The sequence below is a fragment of the Natrinema gari JCM 14663 genome (assembly GCF_000337175.1).
GTDB classification, from domain to species: Archaea; Halobacteriota; Halobacteria; order Halobacteriales; family Natrialbaceae; genus Natrinema; species Natrinema gari.
The window spans coordinates 16017-38694 of record NZ_AOIJ01000059.1 but is presented as its reverse complement, the minus strand read 5'-3'; the positions used below and the strand labels follow the sequence as shown (position 1 = coordinate 38694).

Below are 22678 nucleotides of genomic sequence, written 5' to 3'. Positions count from 1 at the left end.
AGCTGCGTGTGCGCTCCGTTAATCGTTGGCGGTCTGACCTGCAATGAGGTTCGGAACGATATGAGGAGTCGATGTCGATTCAACGCCGCCCACGGATGACGTGATCGATTGTCAACAATTGAGATGAGCCGGTAATAATAGAGTGGTAAGTCGGAATAGAAACCCGCCATCGATGATGCGTCACCAATGGTAGACCCTCGTGTCTGCTCGCGATCATCGGCATCGCTGCTCCCGAATCCAATCAACTAAAGCCCCGAGGCAACTACACTTCGATGGGAGCGTCAGACGACAACTCAGAGCGGCTGTCATGGTACTATTGAATGTCTAACCAAACTCCATCGGAGCCCAACTGCACACTCTGTGAGCTCCCCATCGGTGGGAGCGACATTGTAGAAGACGACAAGCAGTTCTGCTGTACTGGCTGTCGTGATGTCTACAACACCCTCGGTGATCTCGATGAGCTTGACACCGAAGACATCCGTCGCGCTCGAGATAGCTCGCAGACTGATCGAGAGGTCCCGGACGATCATGAAGCGACGTTTCTCGAGGTCGATGGAATGCACTGTGCGACCTGTGAGACGTTTCTCGAGTCGGCCGCGACGACGATCGATGGCGTCAGCGACGCCAGCTCGAGTTATGTAACCGACACGGTTCGAATCGATCACGATCCGGATCAGGTCTCGAAAGCGGACCTGCAGGAGGAGATCAGCGGGCTCGGCTATAGTGCCTACTCCCGTGACGATACGTTTCGCCGCCGGAGAGCGAACAATTGGGAGATGGGGCGAGTCGCGGTCGGCGTTCTCATGGGAATGTCCGTGATGCTACAGTACCTCGTTATTATCTACCCGACGTACTTCGGCGGCCTGTTTTACGGTGATCGAGTCACGGAGTTTTTCGAGAGCGCACTCGCGAGTTCCGTCGCCACACCGTTCTACGTCGTCATCGCGGCGCTTACGACGATTATCCTCGCCGTAACTGGAAAGCCGATCTTGCAGGGTGCGTACGTCAGCGTTCGGACACGGTCGCCGAATATGGATCTGCTCGTCGCAATTGCGGCCGTGAGCGCGTACCTGTACAGTACGCTCTCGATTGTGTTCGGTGACAAACACATCTACTACGACGTGACCGTCGCGATCATCGTCATCGTCACGGTCGGCAACTATTACGAATCGTCGATCAAACAAGCGGCAACTGAGCGCCTCTCGGACCTCACGTCTATTCGAGTCGATGAGGCCCGTCGCGTTCATGCGACTGGAGAGTACGAAGACATTGCAGTCGAGGACCTCGAGACCGATGATCGTGTGGTCGTCCGAGCTGGAGAGCGGGTTCCTGTCGACGGGCAGATCATCGACGGTGACGCAGCCATTGATGAAGCGGTTGTCACCGGTGAGTCGCTTCCCGTCCGGAAGACGGTGGGCGATGCCGTCGTCGGCTGTTCGATGGTGACGGACGGCGCGGTGACTGTCCGCGTCGGGGACGACGCGACGAGTAGCCTTGATCGGATTTCCGAACTCGTCTGGGACCTCCAGAGCGGGTCCCATGGGATTCAGAAACTCGCGGACAAACTGGCGACGATCTTCGTGCCGGTTGTGCTTGCTCTCGCAGTTCTCGTTACGGGCGTCCATCTCTTGCTCGGGACTGGCGTTTATTCCCTTCTCATCGGGCTCACGGTGTTGATCGTCTCGTGTCCGTGTGCACTCGGGTTGGCGACGCCACTCGCAGTCGCTGCGGGGATTCGCGACGCATTAGAACGGTCGATCGTCGTCTTCGATGACAGCATCTTCGAGCGAATCCGTGGTGCGGAGACGGTGATCTTTGACAAGACGGGCACGCTGACAACGGGTGAAATGACTGTCACCGAGACCGACCTCGAGACGTCGTTGCTCGAGAAAGCGTCACGTCTCGAGGAGCGCTCGTCACATCCGGTCGGTAAAGCCATCGCCGCTGAACGATCGGGCTTCGACGGTGGCGCGGCCGAGTCCGCGTCGGACGCCGATGCAACGGCCGATCGCGTCGACGCCTTTGACAGTTACCGGAACGGAGTCACGGGTATCGTCGACGGGGACGAGATCATTGTCGGCCATCCGGACCTGTTCCGCGATCAGGGCTGGGATGTCCCTGCGCACATCACCGATCGAATTACGAACAGCCGTGACACAGGGCGGATTCCGGTCGCCGTCGGGTGCAACGGGACCGCTGAAGGCGTTATCGTCGTCGGAGACGAGTTGCGACCGACCTGGGATGAGACGGTGGCATCGATTTCGGACGACGGGAAGGATGTCGTCGTGCTTACTGGAGACGACGCTCGAGCGGCACAGCAGTTTCGAGAGCACGACGCCATCGATGACGTGTTTGCGGGTGTTCCCCCCGAAGGCAAAGCGGAGACCGTCAAGCGGTTCAATAACACGGGACGAACAGTGATGGTCGGGGATGGGACCAACGATGCACCGGCGCTGGCTGCCGCCGATCTGGGAATCGCGTTGGGCGGTGGGACCGCGATGGCTGCTGATGCCGCGGACGTCGCCCTCGTCGATGACGATCTCGCATCCGTCGATACGGTCTTCGAACTCGCTCGAGCGACGAACCGACGCGTGAAGGGCAATATCGCGTGGGCGTTTTGCTACAACGCAATCGCGATCCCACTGGCCATTCTGAACCTCCTGAACCCGCTTTTTGCAGCACTCGCGATGGCTGGCAGCAGTCTGCTAGTCGTCACGAATTCGACCCGACCTCTGCTGTCCGACGATCAGTGACTGATGGGGCGTTGTACGAGTTTGCTCTCCGGTTCGATCGATCCCTGGGAGTCACGAACGCGCCATACGTGACACCACTCCGGATAGATGTGGGAGTGAGTTCAGTCCACTTCAAAGACAATGTGATAGCCACCAGTGCAGGTTGCTTTCGGTAACCGGACCAGAATTAGCAATAGGACGCGTCCTGAACGGATGAACAACCTGTTATGCTTGAGTCACTCCTACGCGTGGACGTGATCCTGTTTCTTGCCATCGGGATGCTTGGTGGAGCACACTGTATTGGCATGTGTGGACCGTTGGTGACGATGTATGCCGAACGGATGGCTCCACGTCCGGATGGTGGGGCAGCGACGACGGGGACGCGAAGCCAGCGTGGGCATCTGACAGCGTATGAGGTTCGCCAACACGCCCTGTTCAACCTGGGGCGGACACTCAGTTACGCGCTGATCGGCGGGGTGTTCGGCGCGGTTGGTGGTTTCGTGTTCGTCACGACGGATCAGTTGACAATGATCGCGGATTTCGTTCGCGGGAGCGTCGGCGTTCTGATCGGCGTATTTATCATTACAGCAGGAATAAAATACCTTCTCGGTGGGAGCACCGGCGTTGGAATTCCGGGTGTGCAGCGGGTAACGAACTGGATTGCTGTTCGCGTCGACCGATACGTGAACAGTCCCGGAATCATCGGCCTCGGTGCGCTCCACGGGTTGTTGCCCTGCCCCATTCTCTATCCAGCATACCTGTTCGCGTTCGCGACCGGCTCTGCCGTTTCCGGATTTCTCGCGTTAGGGACGCTTGGACTCGGAACGATTCCAGCCGTCTTCGCTTACGGAACGCTCATCGAGTCCGTTGACGCGACCCATCGCCACCGACTCCATCGCCTTCTCGGAATCGTCTTCATTGTACTCGGGTATGTCCTGTTGGCACATGGGTTGATGGCGATCGGGATTCATCTTCCCCATCCGATGCTTCCGCATTATCAACCGCTCGGTGAAGCAATGAATCACTGACCGAGAGCCCCCGTGGGAGCAGTTCACACTAATTCGCTCTCCATTCCGGTCGATCGTCCTCTCTGCGGTACGGACAAAGCGTGCGTCTCTCAGTTCCACACGGACGATAGTAGCAACTGCAAGTCATTGCACACCTGATCGCAGGACAGCGTTACGATCGGTGTGTAAATCGTTTCAGTTGCTACTATAACTTACGCTCTCACCTGTGTAGCGTTCTGCGCCGTAGACGAACTGCGAGGGAGGCCCGTCGCCACAGTCCCTTCGCGCCGGCAGTAGATTTCTGATCGCTCGATATGCGGTCGAAACGTGGCGCTCGAGACCGTTTACGGAGGCGGGTGGCTCGCGGTACCGCTTTCAGTGACTCCCTATCTCGGCCGTGATCCGGATCGCGACCCGCCGTCGGTCTGAGCTGACCGCGTCGGGTCTCCGTCCGCCGGCGACCCCGTCTCGGACGAGTCCGTGCTGCCGTCCCCGATCTCCGTCCCGATAGCGGCCGCAGTTTCGACATCCCGCTCGGTTTCGGGGTCCTCGTTGGACCGGCTAGCCAGCCACGCCCGCACGAGATTTACCCCGTCCTGGAAGAACGGCATCGGATCGTCGGCGGCCGCGTAATCGAATCGGGGGTGAGTGACGAGCGATGTAGCCACCTCGCGGACGGCCGCCCCGAGTGACGGCCGATCGACGAGCGGGTACTCCTCGGTCGCCACGCTGTGGAGGTAGCTGAGTTCACCACGCAGCAGATGGCCACCCAGTCCAACCTCGTAGGTCGGTTCCGACCTGATCGGCTCGTCCATCGCCAACTGCCAGTAGTAGTAGGGGAAGTCGGCTCCCGCCCGAACCGAGAACGGCAGCGACGACCAGAACCGCGGATTGATCTCCATGAGCTTGAACTCGCCGTCGCTTGGATCACGCAGGAACTCGACCATGGCGAGCCCGTGCCACTCGAGTTCGCTCAAGAGCGCGCGACCCGCGGTCTCGAGGGCCGGAATGTGGACCGATTCCCGGTAGGCGCTGGGGCCGCCGCAGTACTCCCAGCCGCGACGCTGGCAGTGCTGAAAGGTCGCGACCGGGTCACCGCGGTCGTAGAGCGCGAAGAAGCCGAACTCCCGCGAGTCGGCGATCCGTTCCTGGACGAGCGGGGTGTGGCCGCGTTTCTCGATGACCGCTTGCTCGTCCGGTGGCGTCCCCGGCCGCTGGTACACCGTCGAACCGATCTCCGCGTCCTCGAACCGCGCCCCGAGATACGTCGGCGACGCCACGGTGTAGCGCGGTTTCACGATCGTCTCACGGTTCCAGTCGGTCCACTGATCGAGGAGTTCGGTCTCGGGCGTGCCGACGCCGGCCGTCTCGGCGGCTGCGAAGAGTTCGACGCGGTCCTGCACTCGTCGCAGCGTCTCGAAGTCGGGCCACGGAGTCGCGATTTCGTCGGCGAACGCCGCCTTGTGCTTTGCGAGCACGTAGACGTCTTCCTCACGGACCGGCACGATCGTCCGAACGCTCGGGCGTTCGGCAAGCGAGAGCAGCGCATCCCCGTACGCGGCGAGTTCGGTTTCCGGGTCCGGCAGCGTGACGAACTCGTCACGGTAGGCCGAACTGGCCGCCGGCGTCGACCGTGACTCCGAGCCCACGATGGTCCGGATGCCCCGCGGGTGCAGTGAGCGGAGACAGGCAACGGTGCTCGGTGCGTCGATCCCGGGCACGAGCACGCTCGCGTCGTCCCTGTGACGTTGCATAACCGGTAGTTGGGGGGCTTGTTGCATTGTTATAGATCGAATAATTCGGAGCGTCGTTCGCCGCTCCGGATTCGATCGCGAGACGCGGCGTTAGGCGTCGAATACGCTCCGCTCGAGCGTGGGGTCGCTGTAGGCCGTCCACCGACGAATCCGCCCGTCTCGAACGGCGAACGCGTGCGCGAACGGAGCATCGAAGGGGCGACCGTCGATCGTTCCGACGTAGGCACCCGTTACGATCGTCCGCTCGCCAGCGTCGACGAACCGCTCGGGGAGCACTTGGAGATGCGCGGCCCGTTGCCCCATCGCCAGCACCACGTTCTCGAGAACCGCGTCGATGCCCGTCTCCGTTCGCCCGGCGCGGTCGCCGGTCGTTGCATCGGTCCAGACGACGCCAGCCTCGAGTATCGGTGCCAGTTCATCCGCTCCGCCTCGGCCCGTGACGACGCGGTTGAACGCAGCGTAAAACGCCGTGAGCGGTTCCCGGGTGGCCGTCCGCTCGGCCGCTCGCCGTTCAGTCGGTAACATGCATGCGGTGGTATCAAAAACGGGAGCGCACAAAAGAGCGCGATCCGAGTACACGCGGTGAGAACTCACGAGGTCCGGCACATCGATCCGGCGATCAGAGAGTGACCGCCGGCCGCGTTCCGGACGTGCCACGAGGGCGCAGTCGCTGTCCGGGCGCTCGAAAACCCGAAGACTCGGGGAGAAATCGCGGTAGACGGAATCGACTTAGAGCAGTCCCGTCTTCTGGAGCTTCATCAGGTCCTCGGTGTCGAGTGTTTCGCCTTCCTTGAACTTCTGATAGATTTCCTCGGCCTCCTCTTTGGCCTCCTCTTTCTTCTTGTCGCGTTCGGACTTGCGCTCCTCTTCTTCCTGCTTGTCCAGTTCGCGCAGGCGCTTCTGGACGCGGACGAAGTCCTCGTGGTGGCGGTCGGCGGCCTCCTGGGCCTCGACGAACTTCTCGTGCATCTCGTCGGCTTCGTCACGGATGTCGTCGGCTTCCCGATAGGCCTCGATCATCTGGTTGTGATGTTCCTGGGCCTTGTCCGCCAGTTCCGTGACCTTCTGGTGGTGCTGGGAGGCTTCCGATCGCACTTCCTCGGCTTCCTCGACGAGTGCCTCGAGATCCTCGTTCTGATCGAGTTTCTGCTTGCGCTCCTCGTATTCCTCGCGCTTGCTCTCGATCTTCTCGATGAGTTCCTTCTCGTCCTCGCTCGAGAGGACCTCGGTCTGCTGTTTGAACTCGAGTTCCTCGATCTCCTCTTCGAGTTCCTCGAGATCCTTGCCCTCGTCGAGCTCCATGTCCGACTTGAGCTGTTCGACCTTGTCGAACAGCTCGTTGGCTTCGGCGTTGAGCTCGTTGCGGCTCTCTTTGTGTTCCTGGACCTGCTCGTTGAGCTCGTCGCGTTGCTCGCGGTGCTCCTGGGCTTCGTCGACCTTCTCGCGAGTCTTCGCGTTGAGGTCGTCGCGCTTGGAGGCCCGGTCGGAGGCCATCTGGTTCAGCTCGTTTCGCCGGTCCCGCAGTTGACCGGCCATCTTGATGAGCTGTCCTTTCGATTTGTTTTCTAAGTCGTCCTCTGTCAGTTCGATGTTCTTCGATTCGTCTACCATGTTAGTCAAACCTCTGTGCCATACCCGCACCGGAGAACCCGTCGGACGGCTACTCGAGTCGGTCGCCGACGGTTCGGCGAGTGACTCGAAGGAAGCCGATCGACCGTTCGAAGCGACTGCTCACGATCTGCGAAACCTCGGTGAATAAGATTTCCTGTCATCGATCGTCGAGCGATACGCGCCCCGGTGGCGTTCTGGTGACTGGTACTACTGGCCCCTATAATTTAAAAGTACCGGTCACGATACCCCTGAAAACCGTTAGCAGGGGCCTGCTTCCCTCGTGTTGGGTCGTGCCACGGCTGCTGTCGGCAATATAAATCCGGGCCGGCTTGATCGATCGGGACGGCACCGTTCGTGACGTGACCGCGAGCGAACCGGCGACGGCGGTGCCGAAGGGGGATCGGCGGGTGACCGCGCTAAAAGAGGTTCTCGAGACGGTCGTCGGCGAGCTCCTTGGCGTGGTCCGTCGCGCCGGCTTCCTGGGCGTCTTTCGCCTCGCGGGCGCGTTCCATGAACGCCTCGATCCGGTCGGAGCGCTCCGCGCCGCCGAGCAAGACGAGCGCGCCGAGTCGGTCGCTGTCCATGGGGAAGTCACCGCCGCGGACCTGCATGCTCTCGGTTTCGTCCTCGAGCCAGCGACGGGCGCGCTCGACGCCCTTGCGTGGGATCGCGTCGGGCCGGCCGGCAATGACGAGCAGCGCCGAGTCGGCCGTCGTCGCGTCCGGCAGGCTCGTTCCCGTCAACAGCGCCTGTCGAGCGACGCTCATCGTGTTCGTGATGTTCTCGCCGCTGTCCTCGCTTGCGACCTCGGTCGCGTAGCCGAGCGCCGCGACCCCGCCCGCGCGAAGGGTGTTGATGACTTCGCTCGAGTCAACCACGCTCTCGCCGACGCCGTTGACGGCCTCGCCGGCTGCAAAGAGCAGGCCGACCCGCTTGGCGATCCGTTCGTTGATCGTCTCGAAGGCGCTCTCGATGCTCTCGCCCTGTTCGTGCCAGGCGTCGTTGTCGATCAGCAGCGTCGAATCGGCCTCCCGGAGGAGCGTTTTCAGGGAGCGCCCGGCGTTGGCCTGATAGAGCGCGCCCTCGTTCCGTCCCGGGAGGATGCCGAGCGCGTAGACCGGGATGTCGTAGATCTGCTGGAGGTGATGGACGAGGACCGGCGCGCCGCCGCTCCCGGTGCCGCCGCCGAGACCGGCGACGACGAAGACGGCTTCGGCCTTCGACGTGACGCGCCCGTCGAGACCGTCCAGCACTTGCTGGATGTCCGACTGCATCACCTCCGTCCCGAGTTCGTTGTCGGCACCGACGCCGTGTCCGTTCACGCGGTCGGCACCGATCAACTGCGTCTCGACGAACTGCAGTGACTCGAGGTCGGCTTCCGCCGAGTTGACGGCCAGCGCCCCCTGTACGGCTTCGAAACCCATGTCCGCGTCGAACCGGGCGAGCCGCTCGGTGACGTTGCCGCCAGCCTGGCCGACTCCGATCAGGGCTACTTTCATGTACGCCACATATGTTGGTGGTCTGTTGAAAGTTCCGATCGGATGAAGGGTTCGGCGGCGGGAACCAGTCCGACCACGCGGACTCAGTCCCTAGAGGTACATGGCGAACGCGTCCGCGATCTTTTCCTCGGCGCGTCTGAGGTGATGGTCGACGGTCCGTCGGCTGAGATCCAGCGCGTCCGCGATGTCAGCCGTCGTCGTCCCGCGCGGGATTTCGTAGTACCCCCACTCGTAGGCGGTCAGAAACACCTCGCGCTGACGGTCGGAGAGCGTCGGCAGGAAGGAATCGACCGAAAGGACCGGGGTCTCGGATCGAACGGTTTGCAGTTCTTTTTTCGACTCGACGGTCACGGTCGAGTCGGCCGCGATGTCGCTGTAGAACGCGGTCAGGTTCGACGCGGTGAGCGCGAGGACGCGAACGATCTTCGCCCCGTTCTCGTACCGTAACGGCGGCAAGAGGAGACAATCGTTGGCGGCAAGCGGCGCTTCGATATAGTCGCCCCCGTACTGTTTCAGACACGACTCCGTGACGATCGTCCGGTCGCTGTCGTTTTCGATCCGCTGTCGAACCCCGACTTCCGCGGCCACCTGCGCCTCCACGTCGGCTTGCTGGTCCCCAGTCACGTGGAGCAAGTCACAGTGATCGTTACACCACAACTCGATGCTCGTCTCGTTTTTCGCCGTCGAGCTCGAGTACGGATCATCGCTCTCGATCCGAAACACCGCCTTGTACATAGGGCACGTTCGCCTCGTTTACTTAAAAAATATTGGCCAAAGGGAGAGTGACAGGATTTCACGTTCGCTAGCGTGAGCACTAGACGCATGACACGAGACGACTCCGGTCACGAAATCGGCGAGCCGTCGTCGGACTGGCGCGAATACCAGGGGGCTCCGACGGGGACCGACATCGAGTGTGAGGGGTGGCGACAGGAAGCCGCCCTGCGACTGCTCAACAACAACCTCGACCCCGAGGTCGCGGAGGCGCCCGAGGACCTCGTCGTCTACGGCGGAACCGGTCGCGCCGCGCGGAGTTGGGACGCGTACGACGCGATCCTTGACGAACTCCGGGACCTCGACGACGACGAAACGTTGCTCGTCCAGTCGGGGAAACCGGTCGGGCGGTTTCGAACGCACGAACGTGCGCCGCGCGTGTTGATCGCGAACTCGAACCTCGTCGGTAACTGGGACGACTGGGAGCACTTCCACGAACTCGAGTCGAAGGGGCTCATCATGTACGGGCAGATGACCGCGGGCTCGTGGGCCTACATCGGCACGCAGGGGATCATCCAGGGGACCTTCGAGACGCTGGCCGAGGTCGCACGCCAGCACTTCCCCGACCGCGAGGGACTCCGCGGAACCATCACCGCCACCGCCGGCCTCGGCGGAATGGGTGGTGCACAGCCACTTGCGGTGACGATGAACCACGGCGTCTGTATCGCAGCCGAGGTCGACGAGCGGCGCATCGACCGGCGGCTCGAGACGGACTACTGCATGGAGAAGACCGACGACATCGACGAGGCGATCGAACTGGCCCGCGACGCTGCCGCGGCCGGCGAACCGCGCTCGATCGCGCTCCACATGAACGCGGCGGAGATGTTCGACGAGTTCCTCGAGCGGGAGTTCGTGCCGGAGATCGTCACCGATCAGACGAGTGCCCACGACGAACTCGAGGGGTACTATCCGAGCGGCTACACCGTCGCCGAGGCCGACGCGCTCCGCGAGTCCGACCCCGAACGGTACGTCGCGGAGAGTCTCGACACGATGGAGCGCCACGTCGAAGGGATTCTGGCGATGCAGGACCAGGGTGCGGTGGCGTTCGAGTACGGGAACAACATCCGCGGCCAGGTCGAAACACACCGCGGGCTGGACACCGCCTTCGACTTCCCGGGGTTCGTGCCGGCATACGTTCGGCCGTTGTTCTGCCGCGGCAAGGGGCCGTTCCGCTGGGTGGCCCTCTCCGGGGAGGAGTCGGACATCCATCGGACCGACGAGGCCGTCAAGGAACTGTTCCCGGACAAAGCGCAACTCCACCGCTGGATCGACCTCGCACAGGAGCAGGTCTCCTTCCAGGGACTTCCCAGCCGCGTCTGCTGGCTGGGCTACCAGGCCGACGACGGGCTGACCGAACGCGCACGGTTCGCGTTGCACATCAACGACCTCGTCGCCGAGGGCGAGATCTCGGCCCCGGTCGTCGTCACGCGCGACCACCTCGATGCGGGCAGCGTCGCCAGCCCGAACCGGGAGACCGAGGCCATGCGCGACGGCTCGGACGCCGTCGCCGACTGGCCGGTGCTCAACGCCTTGCTCAACTGCGCTGCCGGCGCGGACATCGTCAGCGTCCACGACGGCGGTGGCGTGGGAATCGGGAACTCACTTCATACCAACAACCACGTCGTTCTCGACGGCTCGGACCTCGCTGCACGGAAGGCCCGGCGCGTGTTTACCACCGACCCCGGGATGGGTGTCATTCGCCATGCCGACGCCGGCTACGACGAGGCGCTCGAGGAGGCCGCAACGTCGGACGTCCACGTGCCGATGCGGGAGGACGAATGAGTTCGTTTATCGACCCACCGACGTGGTCGGGACCGTCGTCGGACCCCGCCGACGAACAGTTCGGCGACGTCGTTACCGCGACGACTCTCGAGGAGGCCGACGCGTTCGATGCCGTCCTCGTCGGGGAGCCGTACGACGGTGCGGTCATCTCCCGAGCTGGGGCGGCAGCGGGACCCCGTGCACTCAGGGAGTCGCTGTCGGGGGTGAAGACCCACCACTTCGGGAGCGGTCCCGTCCGGAGCGTTGCTGACCTCGGTGACGTGCCGATTCCCGACGGCTCCGTCGCCGACGTCCAGCGGGCGGTCCGCGAGCGCGCGGCGGCGATACACGAGCGCGAGGCCCTCCCGGTGTTCCTCGGCGGCGACAACTCGCTGACCTACTCGAACGTCGCCCCGCTGCTCGGGGACGCCAGCGTCGGCGTCGTCAACATCGACGCCCACCTTGACGTCCGCGAGACGCGGGACGGCCCGACCAGCGGGACGCCCTATCGCCAGTTACACGAGGCCGGGCTGGACGGCTACGCGTGTCTCGGCGCGCGCCATTTCGAGACGAGCACGGCCTACCACGAGTTCGTCCGCGAGCACGGTGGGGCCGTCGTCACCGCGACGGAGACGGCGGCCGATCCCGCCGGAGCGGTCGAGCGAGCGCTGGCCGCGCTCGAGGACGTCGACCGTCTTTACTGTAGCGTCGACATCGACGTTCTCGACGCCCCTTACTGCGGTGTCAGCGCTCCGACGCCCGGCGGATTGCTGCCACGGGAGGTGTTCGATATCGTCGGTCGCCTCGCGGCCGACGACCGACTTGCCGGCTTCGAGGTCGTCGAATGCGCGCCGCCGCTCGACGAGAGCGGCCGAACCGTCGATGCCGCGGCGCGGACCGTCGCACACGCCCTCGCGGGGTGGGCAGCATGACCGACCTCGTCGTTTCCAACGCCGCCCAGCTCGCGACGCCGACCGAGCACGACACGCTCGAGGTGATCCCGGACGGGGCCGTCGCGATCGACGATGGCGTCGTCGTCGCAACGGGATCGACGGACGACGTCACGCGGGCGTATCCGCCGGAGAACGCGGCGACCGCCATCGATGCGACCGGCCGGACGATACTGCCGGGTTTCGTCGATCCTCACACGCACGCCGTCTTCGGGGGTACCCGGGCGGACGAGTTCACCGCGAAGCTCGCGGGGGCGTCGTATCAGGAACTGCTCGAGGAGGGCGGTGGCATTCTGCGGACCGTTCGGGCGACGCGCGAAGCCTCCCGCGAGCAACTCGTTGCGGACCTCGTGGCACAGCTCGACGTCATGCTCGCCCACGGGACGACGACGGCCGAAGTGAAATCCGGCTACGGGCTCGACGTCGAGACCGAACTGAAACTGCTCGAGGCGATCGCCACGGCGGACGAGCGACACCCGATCGACGTGGTGCCGACGTTTATGGGGGCTCACGCCGTCCCCGAGGGAGTAACAACCGACGACTACGTCGATCGCGTCGTCGAGGAGCAGCTTCCGGCGGTCGCGGCGGCCGACCTCGCCGAGTTCTGTGACGTGTTCTGTGAAGCGGGCGTCTTCTCGGTCGCACAGTCCCGCCGCGTTCTCGAGGCCGGACAAGAGGCGGGCCTGGCAGCGAAGGTCCACGCCGAGGAGTTCGAGCGACTCGGCGGCTCCCAGCTGGCTGCCTCCCTGAACGCGACGAGTGCCGATCACCTGTTGCAGGCGACCGACGACGATATCGACGCGCTCGGCGAGGCGGGTGTCACACCCGTCCTGCTCCCCGGGACGGCGTTCTCGCTTGGGGCCGAGTACGCGGACGCGGCGGCCTTCGAGGCGGCCGACGTGCCGGTGGCGATTGCAACGGATTTCAACCCGAACTGCTACTCACAGAGCATGGAGTTCGCTATCGACCTCGCTTGCAACGGGATGCGAATGCGACCGGCCGCGGCGATCCGCAGCGCGACCAGGACCGCCGCCGCTGCCATCGATCGCACGGACGGGACCGGGACGCTGTGCGAGGGCGCGCCGGGCGATCTGGTCGTCGCGAACGTCGCCGACTACCAGCATCTCCCGTACAATTTCGGCGTGTCGACCGTTCGAACCGTCGTGAAAGGCGGGGAGGTGGTCCACCGTGAGTGACCACTCCGTCGTCGTTGACGGGAGCTCGCTCACGCCGGCGGGCGTCGAACGCGTCGCCCGCGAGGGAGCTACCGTCTCGGTTCCCGAATCGGCGCGGCAGCGAGTCCGCGCGTCCCGCGAGCGGATCGTCGATATCGTCGACTCCGGAGAGGCCGTGTACGGTGTCAACACCGGATTCGGCGAACTCGTTCAGGAACGGATTCCAGACGACGAGATCGAAGCCCTCCAGCACAACCTCGTCCGCAGCCACGCCGCGGGCACCGGTCGGGACCTCGAGCAACCGGAGATCCGGGCGATGCTCGTGACGCGGCTCAACGCGCTCGTCGCGGGGTACAGCGGCGTCCGCGAGTGCGTCGTGGATCTCCTCGTCGGCATGCTCAACAACGGCGTCCACCCCGTCGTAAAGGCCAAGGGAAGTCTGGGGGCGAGCGGCGATCTCGCACCCCTCGCACACCTCGCACTCGTCGTCATCGGGGAGGGCGAAGCGATCGTCGACGGCGACCGCCTCGCCGGCGACGAGGCGCTGGCCCGCGTCGGCCTCGAGCCGCTCGATCTCCGGCCGAAGGAAGGGTTGGCACTGATCAACGGGACGCAGCTGACCGTCGCGATCGGCGCGCTCGTCGTCCGCGATGCCGAGCGGGCGATGCGGATGGCGGACGTCGCCGGGGCGATGACGACAGAAGCAACGATGAGCACCACGGCGAACGCCCACGCCAGCATCCAGCGCGTCCGCCCGCATCAGGGACAGGCCACGAGCGCGGAGAACATCCGCCGGCTGACGCGCGACTCCGAAATCGTCGAATCACACCGGAACTGCGACCGGGTCCAAGACGCCTACTCGATCCGGTGTCTCCCGCAAGTTCACGGGGCCGTCCGCGACGCGATTCGCCACCTCCGGACGGCCATCGAGACGGAACTCAACAGTGCGACGGACAACCCGCTGGTCTTCCCCGCCGACGAGGCCGACGACCGAGCGAGCGGCACCGATCAGGCGGCGGTGCTCTCCGGCGGGAACTTCCACGGCCAGCCGCTTGCGTTGCGGCTGGATTACGTGACGAGCGCTCTCGCGAACCTGGCATCGATCGCGGAACGGCGGGTCGATCGGCTGCTCAATCCGAACGTCCAGGAGCCGCACTTACCGCCGTTCCTGACCACCGACAGCGGCCTCGAGTCGGGCTACATGATCGCTCAGTATACGGCCGCGGATCTCGTCAGCACGATCCAGACGCAGGGCCGCCCGTCGACGGACAGCGTCCCGGTGAGCGGCAACCAGGAGGATCACGTGAGCATGAGCGCCCAGAGCGCGCACGTCGCCAGCGACGCCGTCGATCGGACGATACGCGTGGTCGGCATCGAACTGGCCTGTGCCGCCCAGGCGCTCGACTTCGTCGACGACCGCGTTCCCGGCGTCGGGACGCGGGCCGCCCACCGAACCATCCGCGACCACGTCCCGCACCTCGAGGCGGATCGTCCCATCCACCGCGACATCGAGACGATGGCGGACCTGATCCGCTCCGATGAGTTGCTCGCGGCCATCGAACGGGACCTCGACGACGGCGTGGCGTGAGACCTGCGACGCGACGGCCGCCCGATCCCATCGAACGCCGTCCCGATGCACCGTCCGTTTCGACGCTTGTTTTCCCCTGTTTTGGACCGCGGTCGCGAGTGCGGTGACGCGGCTCCGGCGTTTCCGTGTGCTGACTGCAACGCCTCTCACACCGGTCCCGAATGCCGACAGTATGCGAGCATGGACTGTCACTCTGAGCGACGGCGAGCGCGGAACGGAAACCGATATACAACCGGACTGGATTCGTCGGGACGAACGCGCCGCACTGACAGCCGGGTACATAAACACTTCACCGTATGGAAACCAGAACTACTTGGACTGAACCACGAGTGTTGTTTGCATGGTAGCGAGGATCACTCACCCGACGCGCGCCCAGCATCGAACCGAGACACCGAGACAACGATCCCGGCTTGGGGCAGCACCGTCCACGAGACCGCTCGAGCGTGTGGACGCCGTTCCGGACGCGGGAGACACTGCCGACACCGACCGATCGGTTGTCCGTCGACAGCGGTTCCCGTCGTCGACTCGACTCGATCGCGACTGGATCGGGCTCGAGGTGACCCGATGGTAGCGCTCGAGCCGCAACTGTTCGAGGATATCGATCCCGAGAAACGGCCGTCGTTGCTTGCGGCGCTCGTCCCCGTCGTGGCGATGCTCGGATTCCTCAGCGTCGGGATCGTCTTGCTCGAGTTGGACCCGCAGTTCCCGCTCCTCTGGGGGATCGCGTTTACCGGGCTGTTCGCCCGGTACCACCTCGGCCTGTCGTGGGCAGACCAGTACGACGGAATCACCGATAGCCTCCTCATGGGGATGCAGGTCATCCTTATCATGTTCGTCGTCTATGCGCTTATCGCCACGTGGATTCAGGCGGGGACGATTCCGGGGCTGATGTACTACGGGCTCGAACTGCTCACGCCGGCGATCTTCCTGCCGATGACCGCGATCCTCGCGGCGATCGTCACGTTCGCCGTCGGCTCATCGTGGACGACCGCGGGGACGCTCGGCGTCGCGTTCATCGGTATCGGGGCCGGACTCGGCATTCCGATGCCGATGACGGCCGGCGCGATTCTGACCGGCGCATACACCGGTGACAAGCAGTCCCCGCTCTCGGACACGACGAACCTTGCCGCTGCCGTGACGAACACCGACCTCTACGATCACATCAACGCGATGCGGTTCGGGACGCTCATCGCGTTCAGCCTCTCCGTCGTGCTCTACGCCATCCTCGGCCTCCGTGCCTCCGGGACGATTCCCGCCGGACGGATCGCGGAGATCCAGGGTGCCATTCAGGGCACGTACGTCGTGACACCGCTCGTCTTCGTGCCGCTGGTGTTGACGTTCGGACTGGCAGTCTACGGCCTGCCGGCGCTGCCGGCGCTCGGCGTCGGCGTGTTCGCCGGCGTCCTCACCGCCGTCGGCATCCAGGGGACCGGATTCGCCACAGCGTGGACCGTCGCACAGTCCGGAACGGCCCCCGAGACCGGGATGGAACTGGTAAGCGGGTTGCTCCAGAGCGACGGCCTCCTCGGCGGTGCGTGGATCGTCACGATCGCGATCGCCGCGCTCTCGCTCGGGGGGTTACTCGAGCGCGCCGGCGTGCTAGCGGTTCTCGCACACCACCTCGGCCGACTGAGCCGCGGCGAGGCGAGTCTCACCGGCGTCACCGTCCTCTCCGCGATCTCGATGAACGTCCTCGCGGCCGAACAGTACATCAGCATCGTCGTCCCCGGGATGTCTCTTCGAAACCTCTACCGTGAACAGGGGCTGAAGATGGAGAACCTCTCGCGTGCCGTCGAAGCGTCGGGCACGACGACTGCGGTCCTCATCCCGTGGTCGAGCGGTGGCCTGTTCATGGCCGGAACGCTGGGCGTCCCGACGCTGTCGTACGCGCCGTACTACTTCTTCGGCTTCCTGTCGCCGCTCGTGCTCCTCTGTATGGGCGTGACTGGCTGGCAGATGACGTCCGAGACGCGAGCGGAGTCCCGTGAGACCGCATCGGCGACTGACGGGGCGACGGGCGTCACGGGCGGCGAAGAGTAGCGACGGCCGCGCGGTCGAAGCGAGCCGTCGACCGGCCGCCACCCGTCGGCGATATCGGGACGCCGGCCGCCCGGTTGCGCCGGCACGGGACCAACGGGAATGTCACAATATCTTTCTACATTATTCCCGTCCCTTCGCATATGTTCTACGACCAGCGGATGACCGTTCCCGACTCGCCCGCCGTCCTCCGGGCCGAGTACGAGGCCGATTTTGCAACGATCGTCGACGATCGCGGCCTCGAGGCCGTCGCCGACGAAACCGACCTCGAGCGGGAGACGCTCGAGGCGGTGGCCGCAGGCGACTCGCCCGCGTTGACCCTCGAGCAGGCCGCCCGGATCCAGTCGCTCGAGGAAGGGACACCGGACCCGGAGACGATCGTGACGATGGCGCTCGAGCACCTGCTACTGGGCATGTCGACGGCGGTCCTCGATGTCGACGCGGTCGAGAGTCACCTCGAGATCGACCTGGACGCAAAGGAGATCCATCAGAAGATCGAAGGGCGAGCACCCATGTCGTTCGAGGAGTTCGTCCACATCCAGTACGTGATCGCGGACGGCGCGCCCTGACTACCGAACAGGGCGTCCCGCTCGATCACCCGCCGTCGGCTGCGTCGCCGTCCACGAGTACGTCCACCGGCCGGTCGATTCGGTCGACGAGTCACGGTGAACGACACGGCAATCGCCTCGGGCGATGAAACTATGTAGAGCCGGCCACGAGTCGAGCTATGAAGGTTGCAATTCTCGGCTGCGGGTACGTCGGCATCGAACTCGGCCGACAGCTCGCCTCGCGAGGCCATGAGCCGATCGGGGTCCGCCGATCCGCGGAGGGCGTCGAGCGGATCGCCGCCGCCGGCTTCGAGGGGGTGCGGGCGGACATCACCGATCGGGACGCGCTCACAGCGGTTCCGGACGTCGACGCGATCGTGTTCGCCGCGAGCAGCGGCGGACGGGGTGCCGAGGCCGCCCGGGAGGTGTACGTCGACGGGTTACGGACGGCGGTCGAGGCGTTCGGGGAACGCGAGAACACCCCCGATCGATTGGTCTACACCTCCTCGACCGGCGTCCACGGCGACCACGACGGCGACTGGGTCGACGAGGAGACGCCGCTCGAGCCCATCACCGAAAAGACCGCGGTGCTCGCCGAGGCCGAGCGGATCGCCCTCGAACTGCCAGAGGAATACGGCTTCGACGGGACCGTGGCGCGCTACGCCGGGCTGTACGGCCCCGGTCGATACCGGCTCGAGCGCTATCTCGATGGACCCGTCACCGAGGGCTATCTGAACATGGTCCACCGGGACGACGCCGCAGGTGCGGTTCGCTACCTGCTCACGGAGCACCTCGCACGCGGTGCAGTCGTTCAGGTCGTCGACGACGAACCGGCCGCGAAGTGGGCGTTTGCGGACTGGCTGGCGGACGAATGCGGTGTCGAGCAGCCACCAAAGCGGACGAAAGCCGAGCGACTCGCGGACGACGACCTCTCCGAGGCGGGCCGTCGCCGGATCCTGACGAGCAAACGCTGTTCGAACGAGACGCTCCGGGCACTAGGCTACGAGTTCGCCTTCCCCACGTACCGCGAGGGGTACCGCGACGCGATCGAGACCTATCGGAATCGCTGACCGGTTCGTCGGACACCCGCTCCAAACCGTTCGATCGGCGTGTCCGCCGTTTCAGTGGCGTAATATCGATATATTCTCAATTTGAGGGTTCGCGCCGAATCCCGGGGAATCGGGGGAAATTTCTTGATGGTTCGATTTGATCACCCGATATGAGCTATCGGAGCGTCCCGACCGACGGTCCCGTCGTCGGGGCGACCCCGCTTGTGACCGAGTCGCTTGCCGACGCGGTCCGGTCCCTCGAGCCGCTCGTTCTCTCGCTTCTCGTTCTCGCTGTCGTCGGCCTCGTCCTCGGCGGGTGGTGGGCCGTTCGCTGGTTCCGTCGTCCGCCGGGTGCCCGCCTGCGGCGCATGTTGGCCGCACACGACGAGGTGACGGTGTTGATGCATCCGAATCCCGATCCGGACGCGATGTCGTGTGCGATGGGCGTCGCGCGGATCGCCGACTCGGTCGATACCGACGCGACGCTGCAGTACTCCGGCGAGATCCGCCATCAGGAGAACCGCGCGTTCCGGACCGTCCTCGATCTGGACCTCGAGTCCATCGAGGCGAGTTCCCAACTCGCCGCCGGCCCGGTCGTCCTGGTCGATCACAACACGCCGCGGGGTTTTACCGGAGCCCAAACGGTCGAACCGATCGCGGTCGTCGACCACCACCCCGGCAACGGAGCCGGGACGCAGTTCACCGACGTCCGGACCGACTACGGCGCGGCGTCGACGATCATCGCCGAGTACTTAACGGATATCGACGCGTCGCTGGCCGACGAGGACGGCTCGGGCGACGTTCAGGTCTCGCCGGAGCTCGCGACGGGGCTGCTCTACGGCATTCAGTCCGACACGAACCACCTGACCAACGGCTGCTCCCGGGCCGAGTTCGACGCCTGCGCCGCGCTGTTCTCGGGGATCGACGAGGACTTACTCGATCGGATCGCCAACCCGCAGGTCAGCGACGACGTCTTACAGGTCAAGGCGACGGCGATCACCGAGAAGCGAATCGAGGGCCCCTTCGCGGTCTGTGACGTGGGTGAGATCGGTAACGTCGACGCGATTCCCCAGGCCGCGGACGAGCTCATGCATCTCGAGGGGGTGACGGCCGTCGTCGTCTACGGCGAACACGACGGGACGCTCCACCTCTCCGGTCGGTCGCGCGACGACCGGGTTCACATGGGCGAGACGCTGCGCCACGCCATCAACGACATCCCGATGGCCAGTGCCGGCGGCCACGCACGGATGGGTGGCGGTCAGCTCTCGGTCGACCACATGAACGGAATCGGGCCCTCCGACGGGATCAGCCGTGCGGAGTTCGAGGAACGACTCTTTTCCGCGATGGCGGGCGAACGCTAGCCGGCCGCGCCGAGCGGCGCTCGTCGGGACTACTCGATCGACACCGGTCGCAACGCTGTCGTGCGAGCAGGTGTCCGATGGCGGCCCGGTGGTGCCGGTCGCATACGGACGCTCGTCATCGAACCGCCATCGTGGCGACTGCTCACACGCCGTTCTCGCCGCGATCGTCGAGTCGGTCGCGCAAGCAACGACCGCACGTCAGTTTAGCGGATCTCCTTCCACTCGTCCCCGCAGTCCGGACAGATACGAACCGTCTTGATCTCGTCCGGGTCGTTTTCGGTCTTCAGCGGCTTCTCGCACTCGCCACAGACGAGCCGATCGTAGGTGTCCTTCTCGAGGTCGCCGGCGCGAAGCGCCTTCCGGACTGAGTTCATGTTCGCCCTGTAAGCAGGAGGGGAAGAAAAAGACCGGTGCTTTCGCCGGTCTCGACTCGGCTCCGTGTTCGGTGCCGACCACGTTCCGCGACCCGGTTTGTCCGGCCGCATCCGTGGCCGTTTTACCGGTCCGCTCGAAGACCCCACCGATGGAGTACGTCCAGGAGCGGATCGCCACGCTCCACCAGTTCGGCGATGGGGAGGCGGGACTGGGTGGCGACCTCGCCCGCGACGCCGCCGCTGCGGTCGCCGAGACGGCCGTCGTCGTCCCGATGACCGGCCGCGAGTACGAGAGCCCCGCCGCCGAGCGCGTCCTCGGGGAACTCGAGCGCCTCGAGCCGGCACCCGCGGCGGTGTTCGTCCCCGTTCGGGCCGACGCCGACCGCATCGGACCGTTTCGGGACTGGCTCCGTTCGTTCGCACTGCCGACCAGAGTCCTGTGGTGTAACGCGCCGGCCGTCGATGCCGTGCTCGCCGACGCCGGATTGGACGGCGGGTTCGGAAAGGGGCGGGATGTCTGGCTCGCCCTCGGTCCCGCCGCGGACGTCGCCGACGCAGTCGTCGTCCACGACGCCGACGCGCGCAGCTACGAGGCCGCACACGTCAAGCGCCTGCTCGCACCGCTGACGATGGACTTCGATTTTTCGAAAGGGTACTACGCGCGCGTCGAAGGCGACCGGCTCTACGGGCGGCTCTGCCGACTGTTCTACGAACCGTTGCTTCGAGCCCTAGCCGACGCCCGCGACGCGCCGATCGTCGACTACCTCGGCGCGTTCCGGTACGCGCTCGCCGGCGAGTTCGCCGCGAGTGCCCGCCTCGCCCGGCGGCTTCGCGCACCGCGTGCGTGGGGACTCGAGGTCGGCACGCTCGGCGACGCCTACGAGATCGCCGGCTTCGACGGCTCCGCACAGGTCGACCTCGGTCGCCACGAACACGACCACCGGGCGGTCGCCGGCGACACCGGGCTCGAAGGGATGAGTCGGGAAGTCGCGGCCACCCTCTTGGGGGTGATAGAGGACCACGGCGTCACCCCCGCGTACGAGACCCTCCCCGAGCGATACCGGGCCGCCGGTAACGAGTTGATCGACCAGTACCGCGCCGACGCGGCGTTCAACGGTCTGGCGTACGACCCCGCGGACGAACGGGACCAGGTGGCGCGCTACGCCGAGTCGATCGCACCGCCGGGGCCGGACACGCGCCTGCCGCGGTGGACCGACGCCCCGTTCGAGCCCGCCGACGTACTCGCGGCCGCCCGTCCCTGGCGGGAGCACCGCGTTGGCTCGCAAGACTAATCCCGCCATCGGCCGTTGGGCAGCGTATGGACGCGACCGCCGACGAACTGGCCGGCGTGGTCGACCTCTTCGGCGGGTTGACCCGCGCGGAACTCGAGCGGGCGCTCGCCGAGGCCGCCTACCGGGCCGACGGACGGACCGTCGAGGATGCGGCCCTCGCGGCGGCCATCGACGAGGCAGTCGAGTCGTTCGCGCTCGTTCGGTACGCCCCCGACGCGGACGGCGAGGCGTTGCTGGTCGCCGGCCCGACGGCGTTTCCGACGGTGCCGGAGCACGCGGAGGACGTCCCACACATCCTCGATATCGAGCCGCGGGCCCCAGACCGCGAGGCGTTGGGGGAAACCGCCCGCGAGCGCGTGCTCGAGGCTGCCGACGAGGCCGTCGCCGCGGGCGAGACCGAGCGGATCAAGACATTGATCGACGTGAGCTACGACGTCGAGGCGTGGGCACCGGTCGATCTCACGGACGAACGACGGCGGTTGGAGGACTGTCTCTTATACACATCTNGACGTCGAGGCGTGGGCACCGGTCGATCTCACGGACGAACGACGGCGGTTGGAGGACGCGCTCGAGGAATGACGGACCGGAGACTGAGACTCGGTCCGATCGCGAACTACGAGGCGACCGAGATCGCCGATCAGGAGTACGACGCGGCCGTCCTCGCGCCGATCGTCGACCGCGACGGCGAGGACGCCCTGCTCTTTACCCGGCGCGCCGACCACCTCGGCGAGCACCCCGGCCAGATGAGTTTTCCCGGGGGCGGCGCGGAGCCCGAAGACGAGACGATCCTCGAGACGGCGCTTCGGGAGGCCAACGAAGAGATCGGCCTCGAGCGACGCGACGCCGAAGTGGTCGGGCAACTCGACGACATTCGGACCGTCACCGAGTACGCCGTGACGCCGTTCGTCGCCCACGTCCCCGATCGGGAGTACGTCCGCGACGAAAGCGAAGTCGCCGAGATCGTCGTCCTCCCGCTGTCGGGGCTGCTCGACCCGGACAACTACGAGTACGAGCGTCGGTCTCATCCCTACTACGGCGAGATCATCATCCACTACTTCCACGTAAACGGCTACACCGTCTGGGGTGCGACCGGCCGGATTCTGGTCCAACTACTCGAGTTGGCGACCGAGTTCGAAGCGCCGGAAACGGTCGACCGGTCGGGGTTTTGA

Annotated in this window: 18 protein-coding genes and 1 pseudogene; 13 read left to right on the top strand and 6 right to left on the bottom strand. The window is 65.2% G+C overall.

What is annotated here, in order from left to right; all coding sequences use genetic code 11:
- Positions 1-320 precede the first annotated feature (320 nt).
- Both C486_RS13840 and C486_RS13835 read left to right on the top strand, forming a co-directional pair.
- On the top strand, positions 321-2753 hold the full coding sequence (locus tag C486_RS13840; protein WP_049910572.1) for a heavy metal translocating P-type ATPase: 2433 nt from the start codon (positions 321-323) through the stop codon (positions 2751-2753).
- 206 nt (positions 2754-2959) lie between these two features.
- Positions 2960-3760, top strand: a complete 801-nt coding sequence (locus C486_RS13835) for a sulfite exporter TauE/SafE family protein (protein WP_008457154.1) — start codon at positions 2960-2962, stop codon at positions 3758-3760.
- A 365-nt stretch (positions 3761-4125) separates the two neighbouring features.
- Here C486_RS13835 and C486_RS13830 read toward each other — a convergent pair whose 3' ends face one another.
- From C486_RS13830 to C486_RS13810, 5 genes are all read right to left on the bottom strand, one after another.
- Positions 4126-5493 (bottom strand): carboxylate--amine ligase, encoded by a 1368-nt coding sequence (locus C486_RS13830; protein ID WP_008457153.1) that lies wholly within the window; start codon positions 5491-5493, stop codon positions 4126-4128.
- Between the two features lie 90 nt (positions 5494-5583).
- A complete protein-coding gene (locus C486_RS13825) occupies positions 5584-6018 on the bottom strand; it encodes a nuclear transport factor 2 family protein (RefSeq protein WP_008457152.1) in 435 nt (144 codons plus the stop codon).
- 204 nt (positions 6019-6222) lie between these two features.
- Entirely contained in the window at positions 6223-7104 is an 882-nt protein-coding gene (locus C486_RS13820) for a coiled-coil protein (protein WP_008457151.1), read from the bottom strand.
- A 416-nt stretch (positions 7105-7520) separates the two neighbouring features.
- A complete protein-coding gene (locus tag C486_RS13815; RefSeq protein ID WP_008457147.1) occupies positions 7521-8603 on the bottom strand; it encodes a tubulin/FtsZ family protein in 1083 nt (360 codons plus the stop codon).
- A gap of 90 nt (positions 8604-8693) precedes the next feature.
- The gene (locus C486_RS13810; protein WP_008457146.1) at positions 8694-9338 is read right to left on the bottom strand and encodes a helix-turn-helix domain-containing protein; all 645 of its coding nucleotides are present in this window, start codon (positions 9336-9338) and stop codon (positions 8694-8696) included.
- Positions 9339-9425: 87 nt separating this feature from the next.
- Here C486_RS13810 and hutU point away from each other — a divergent pair, with 87 nt between their 5' ends.
- The 8 genes from hutU to C486_RS13770 all read left to right on the top strand — a co-directional run bounded on the left by hutU (position 9426) and on the right by C486_RS13770 (position 19843).
- The gene (hutU, locus tag C486_RS13805) at positions 9426-11156 is read left to right on the top strand and encodes a urocanate hydratase (protein WP_008457144.1); all 1731 of its coding nucleotides are present in this window, start codon (positions 9426-9428) and stop codon (positions 11154-11156) included.
- Positions 11153-12067: a formimidoylglutamase gene (gene hutG / locus C486_RS13800; protein ID WP_008457143.1), complete on the top strand. Its 915-nt coding sequence runs from the start codon at positions 11153-11155 to the stop codon at positions 12065-12067. Before hutU ends, hutG begins: the two co-directional genes overlap by 4 nt.
- Positions 12064-13281 (top strand): imidazolonepropionase, encoded by a 1218-nt coding sequence (hutI, locus tag C486_RS13795; protein WP_008457142.1) that lies wholly within the window; start codon positions 12064-12066, stop codon positions 13279-13281. Before hutG ends, hutI begins: the two co-directional genes overlap by 4 nt.
- Positions 13274-14848, top strand: a complete 1575-nt coding sequence (gene hutH, locus C486_RS13790) for a histidine ammonia-lyase (RefSeq protein ID WP_008457141.1) — start codon at positions 13274-13276, stop codon at positions 14846-14848. Before hutI ends, hutH begins: the two co-directional genes overlap by 8 nt.
- Positions 14849-15412: 564 nt before the next feature.
- Positions 15413-16888, top strand: a complete 1476-nt coding sequence (gene arcD, locus C486_RS13785) for an arginine/ornithine antiporter ArcD (RefSeq protein WP_008457138.1) — start codon at positions 15413-15415, stop codon at positions 16886-16888.
- A gap of 140 nt (positions 16889-17028) precedes the next feature.
- Positions 17029-17454 (top strand): DUF5791 family protein, encoded by a 426-nt coding sequence (locus C486_RS13780; protein ID WP_008457136.1) that lies wholly within the window; start codon positions 17029-17031, stop codon positions 17452-17454.
- Between the two features lie 158 nt (positions 17455-17612).
- Positions 17613-18503, top strand: coding sequence for an SDR family oxidoreductase (locus C486_RS13775; RefSeq protein ID WP_008457134.1), 891 nt, complete (start codon positions 17613-17615; stop codon positions 18501-18503).
- Between the two features lie 149 nt (positions 18504-18652).
- On the top strand, positions 18653-19843 hold the full coding sequence (locus C486_RS13770; RefSeq protein WP_008457132.1) for a DHH family phosphoesterase: 1191 nt from the start codon (positions 18653-18655) through the stop codon (positions 19841-19843).
- Positions 19844-20046: 203 nt separating this feature from the next.
- Here the strand turns inward: C486_RS13770 and C486_RS21755 are convergent, their stop codons facing one another.
- Positions 20047-20217: an HVO_0758 family zinc finger protein gene (locus C486_RS21755; RefSeq protein WP_008457130.1), complete on the bottom strand. Its 171-nt coding sequence runs from the start codon at positions 20215-20217 to the stop codon at positions 20047-20049.
- 149 nt (positions 20218-20366) lie between these two features.
- On the opposite strand from C486_RS21755, the gene C486_RS13765 reads away from it, so the two are divergent.
- The 3 genes and pseudogenes from C486_RS13765 to C486_RS13760 all read left to right on the top strand — a co-directional run bounded on the left by C486_RS13765 (position 20367) and on the right by C486_RS13760 (position 22678).
- Positions 20367-21509, top strand: a complete 1143-nt coding sequence (locus C486_RS13765; protein ID WP_008457128.1) for a cell wall biogenesis glycosyltransferase — start codon at positions 20367-20369, stop codon at positions 21507-21509.
- 26 nt (positions 21510-21535) lie between these two features.
- Positions 21536-22003: pseudogene (locus C486_RS20280) on the top strand (DUF7109 family protein); the annotation flags it as partial.
- Positions 22004-22084: 81 nt separating this feature from the next.
- Positions 22085-22678, top strand: coding sequence for an NUDIX hydrolase (locus C486_RS13760; RefSeq protein ID WP_014865721.1), 594 nt, complete (start codon positions 22085-22087; stop codon positions 22676-22678).

What these genes read in the sequence shown, in the direction of transcription:
- C486_RS13840 (WP_049910572.1), top strand. Translation starts at nt 321, where the DNA reads ATGTCTAACCAAACTCCATCGGAGCCCAACTGCACACTCTGTGAGCTC.
- C486_RS13835 (WP_008457154.1), top strand. Translation starts at nt 2,960, where the DNA reads ATGCTTGAGTCACTCCTACGCGTGGACGTGATCCTGTTTCTTGCCATC.
- C486_RS13830 (WP_008457153.1), bottom strand. Translation starts at nt 5,493, where the DNA reads ATGCAACGTCACAGGGACGACGCGAGCGTGCTCGTGCCCGGGATCGAC.
- C486_RS13825 (WP_008457152.1), bottom strand. Translation starts at nt 6,018, where the DNA reads ATGTTACCGACTGAACGGCGAGCGGCCGAGCGGACGGCCACCCGGGAA.
- C486_RS13820 (WP_008457151.1), bottom strand. Translation starts at nt 7,104, where the DNA reads ATGGTAGACGAATCGAAGAACATCGAACTGACAGAGGACGACTTAGAA.
- C486_RS13815 (WP_008457147.1), bottom strand. Translation starts at nt 8,603, where the DNA reads ATGAAAGTAGCCCTGATCGGAGTCGGCCAGGCTGGCGGCAACGTCACC.
- C486_RS13810 (WP_008457146.1), bottom strand. Translation starts at nt 9,338, where the DNA reads ATGTACAAGGCGGTGTTTCGGATCGAGAGCGATGATCCGTACTCGAGC.
- hutU (WP_008457144.1), top strand. Translation starts at nt 9,426, where the DNA reads ATGACACGAGACGACTCCGGTCACGAAATCGGCGAGCCGTCGTCGGAC.
- hutG (WP_008457143.1), top strand. Translation starts at nt 11,153, where the DNA reads ATGAGTTCGTTTATCGACCCACCGACGTGGTCGGGACCGTCGTCGGAC.
- hutI (WP_008457142.1), top strand. Translation starts at nt 12,064, where the DNA reads ATGACCGACCTCGTCGTTTCCAACGCCGCCCAGCTCGCGACGCCGACC.
- arcD (WP_008457138.1), top strand. Translation starts at nt 15,413, where the DNA reads ATGGTAGCGCTCGAGCCGCAACTGTTCGAGGATATCGATCCCGAGAAA.
- C486_RS13780 (WP_008457136.1), top strand. Translation starts at nt 17,029, where the DNA reads ATGTTCTACGACCAGCGGATGACCGTTCCCGACTCGCCCGCCGTCCTC.
- C486_RS13775 (WP_008457134.1), top strand. Translation starts at nt 17,613, where the DNA reads ATGAAGGTTGCAATTCTCGGCTGCGGGTACGTCGGCATCGAACTCGGC.
- C486_RS13770 (WP_008457132.1), top strand. Translation starts at nt 18,653, where the DNA reads ATGAGCTATCGGAGCGTCCCGACCGACGGTCCCGTCGTCGGGGCGACC.
- C486_RS21755 (WP_008457130.1), bottom strand. Translation starts at nt 20,217, where the DNA reads ATGAACTCAGTCCGGAAGGCGCTTCGCGCCGGCGACCTCGAGAAGGAC.
- C486_RS13765 (WP_008457128.1), top strand. Translation starts at nt 20,367, where the DNA reads ATGGAGTACGTCCAGGAGCGGATCGCCACGCTCCACCAGTTCGGCGAT.
- C486_RS13760 (WP_014865721.1), top strand. Translation starts at nt 22,085, where the DNA reads ATGACGGACCGGAGACTGAGACTCGGTCCGATCGCGAACTACGAGGCG.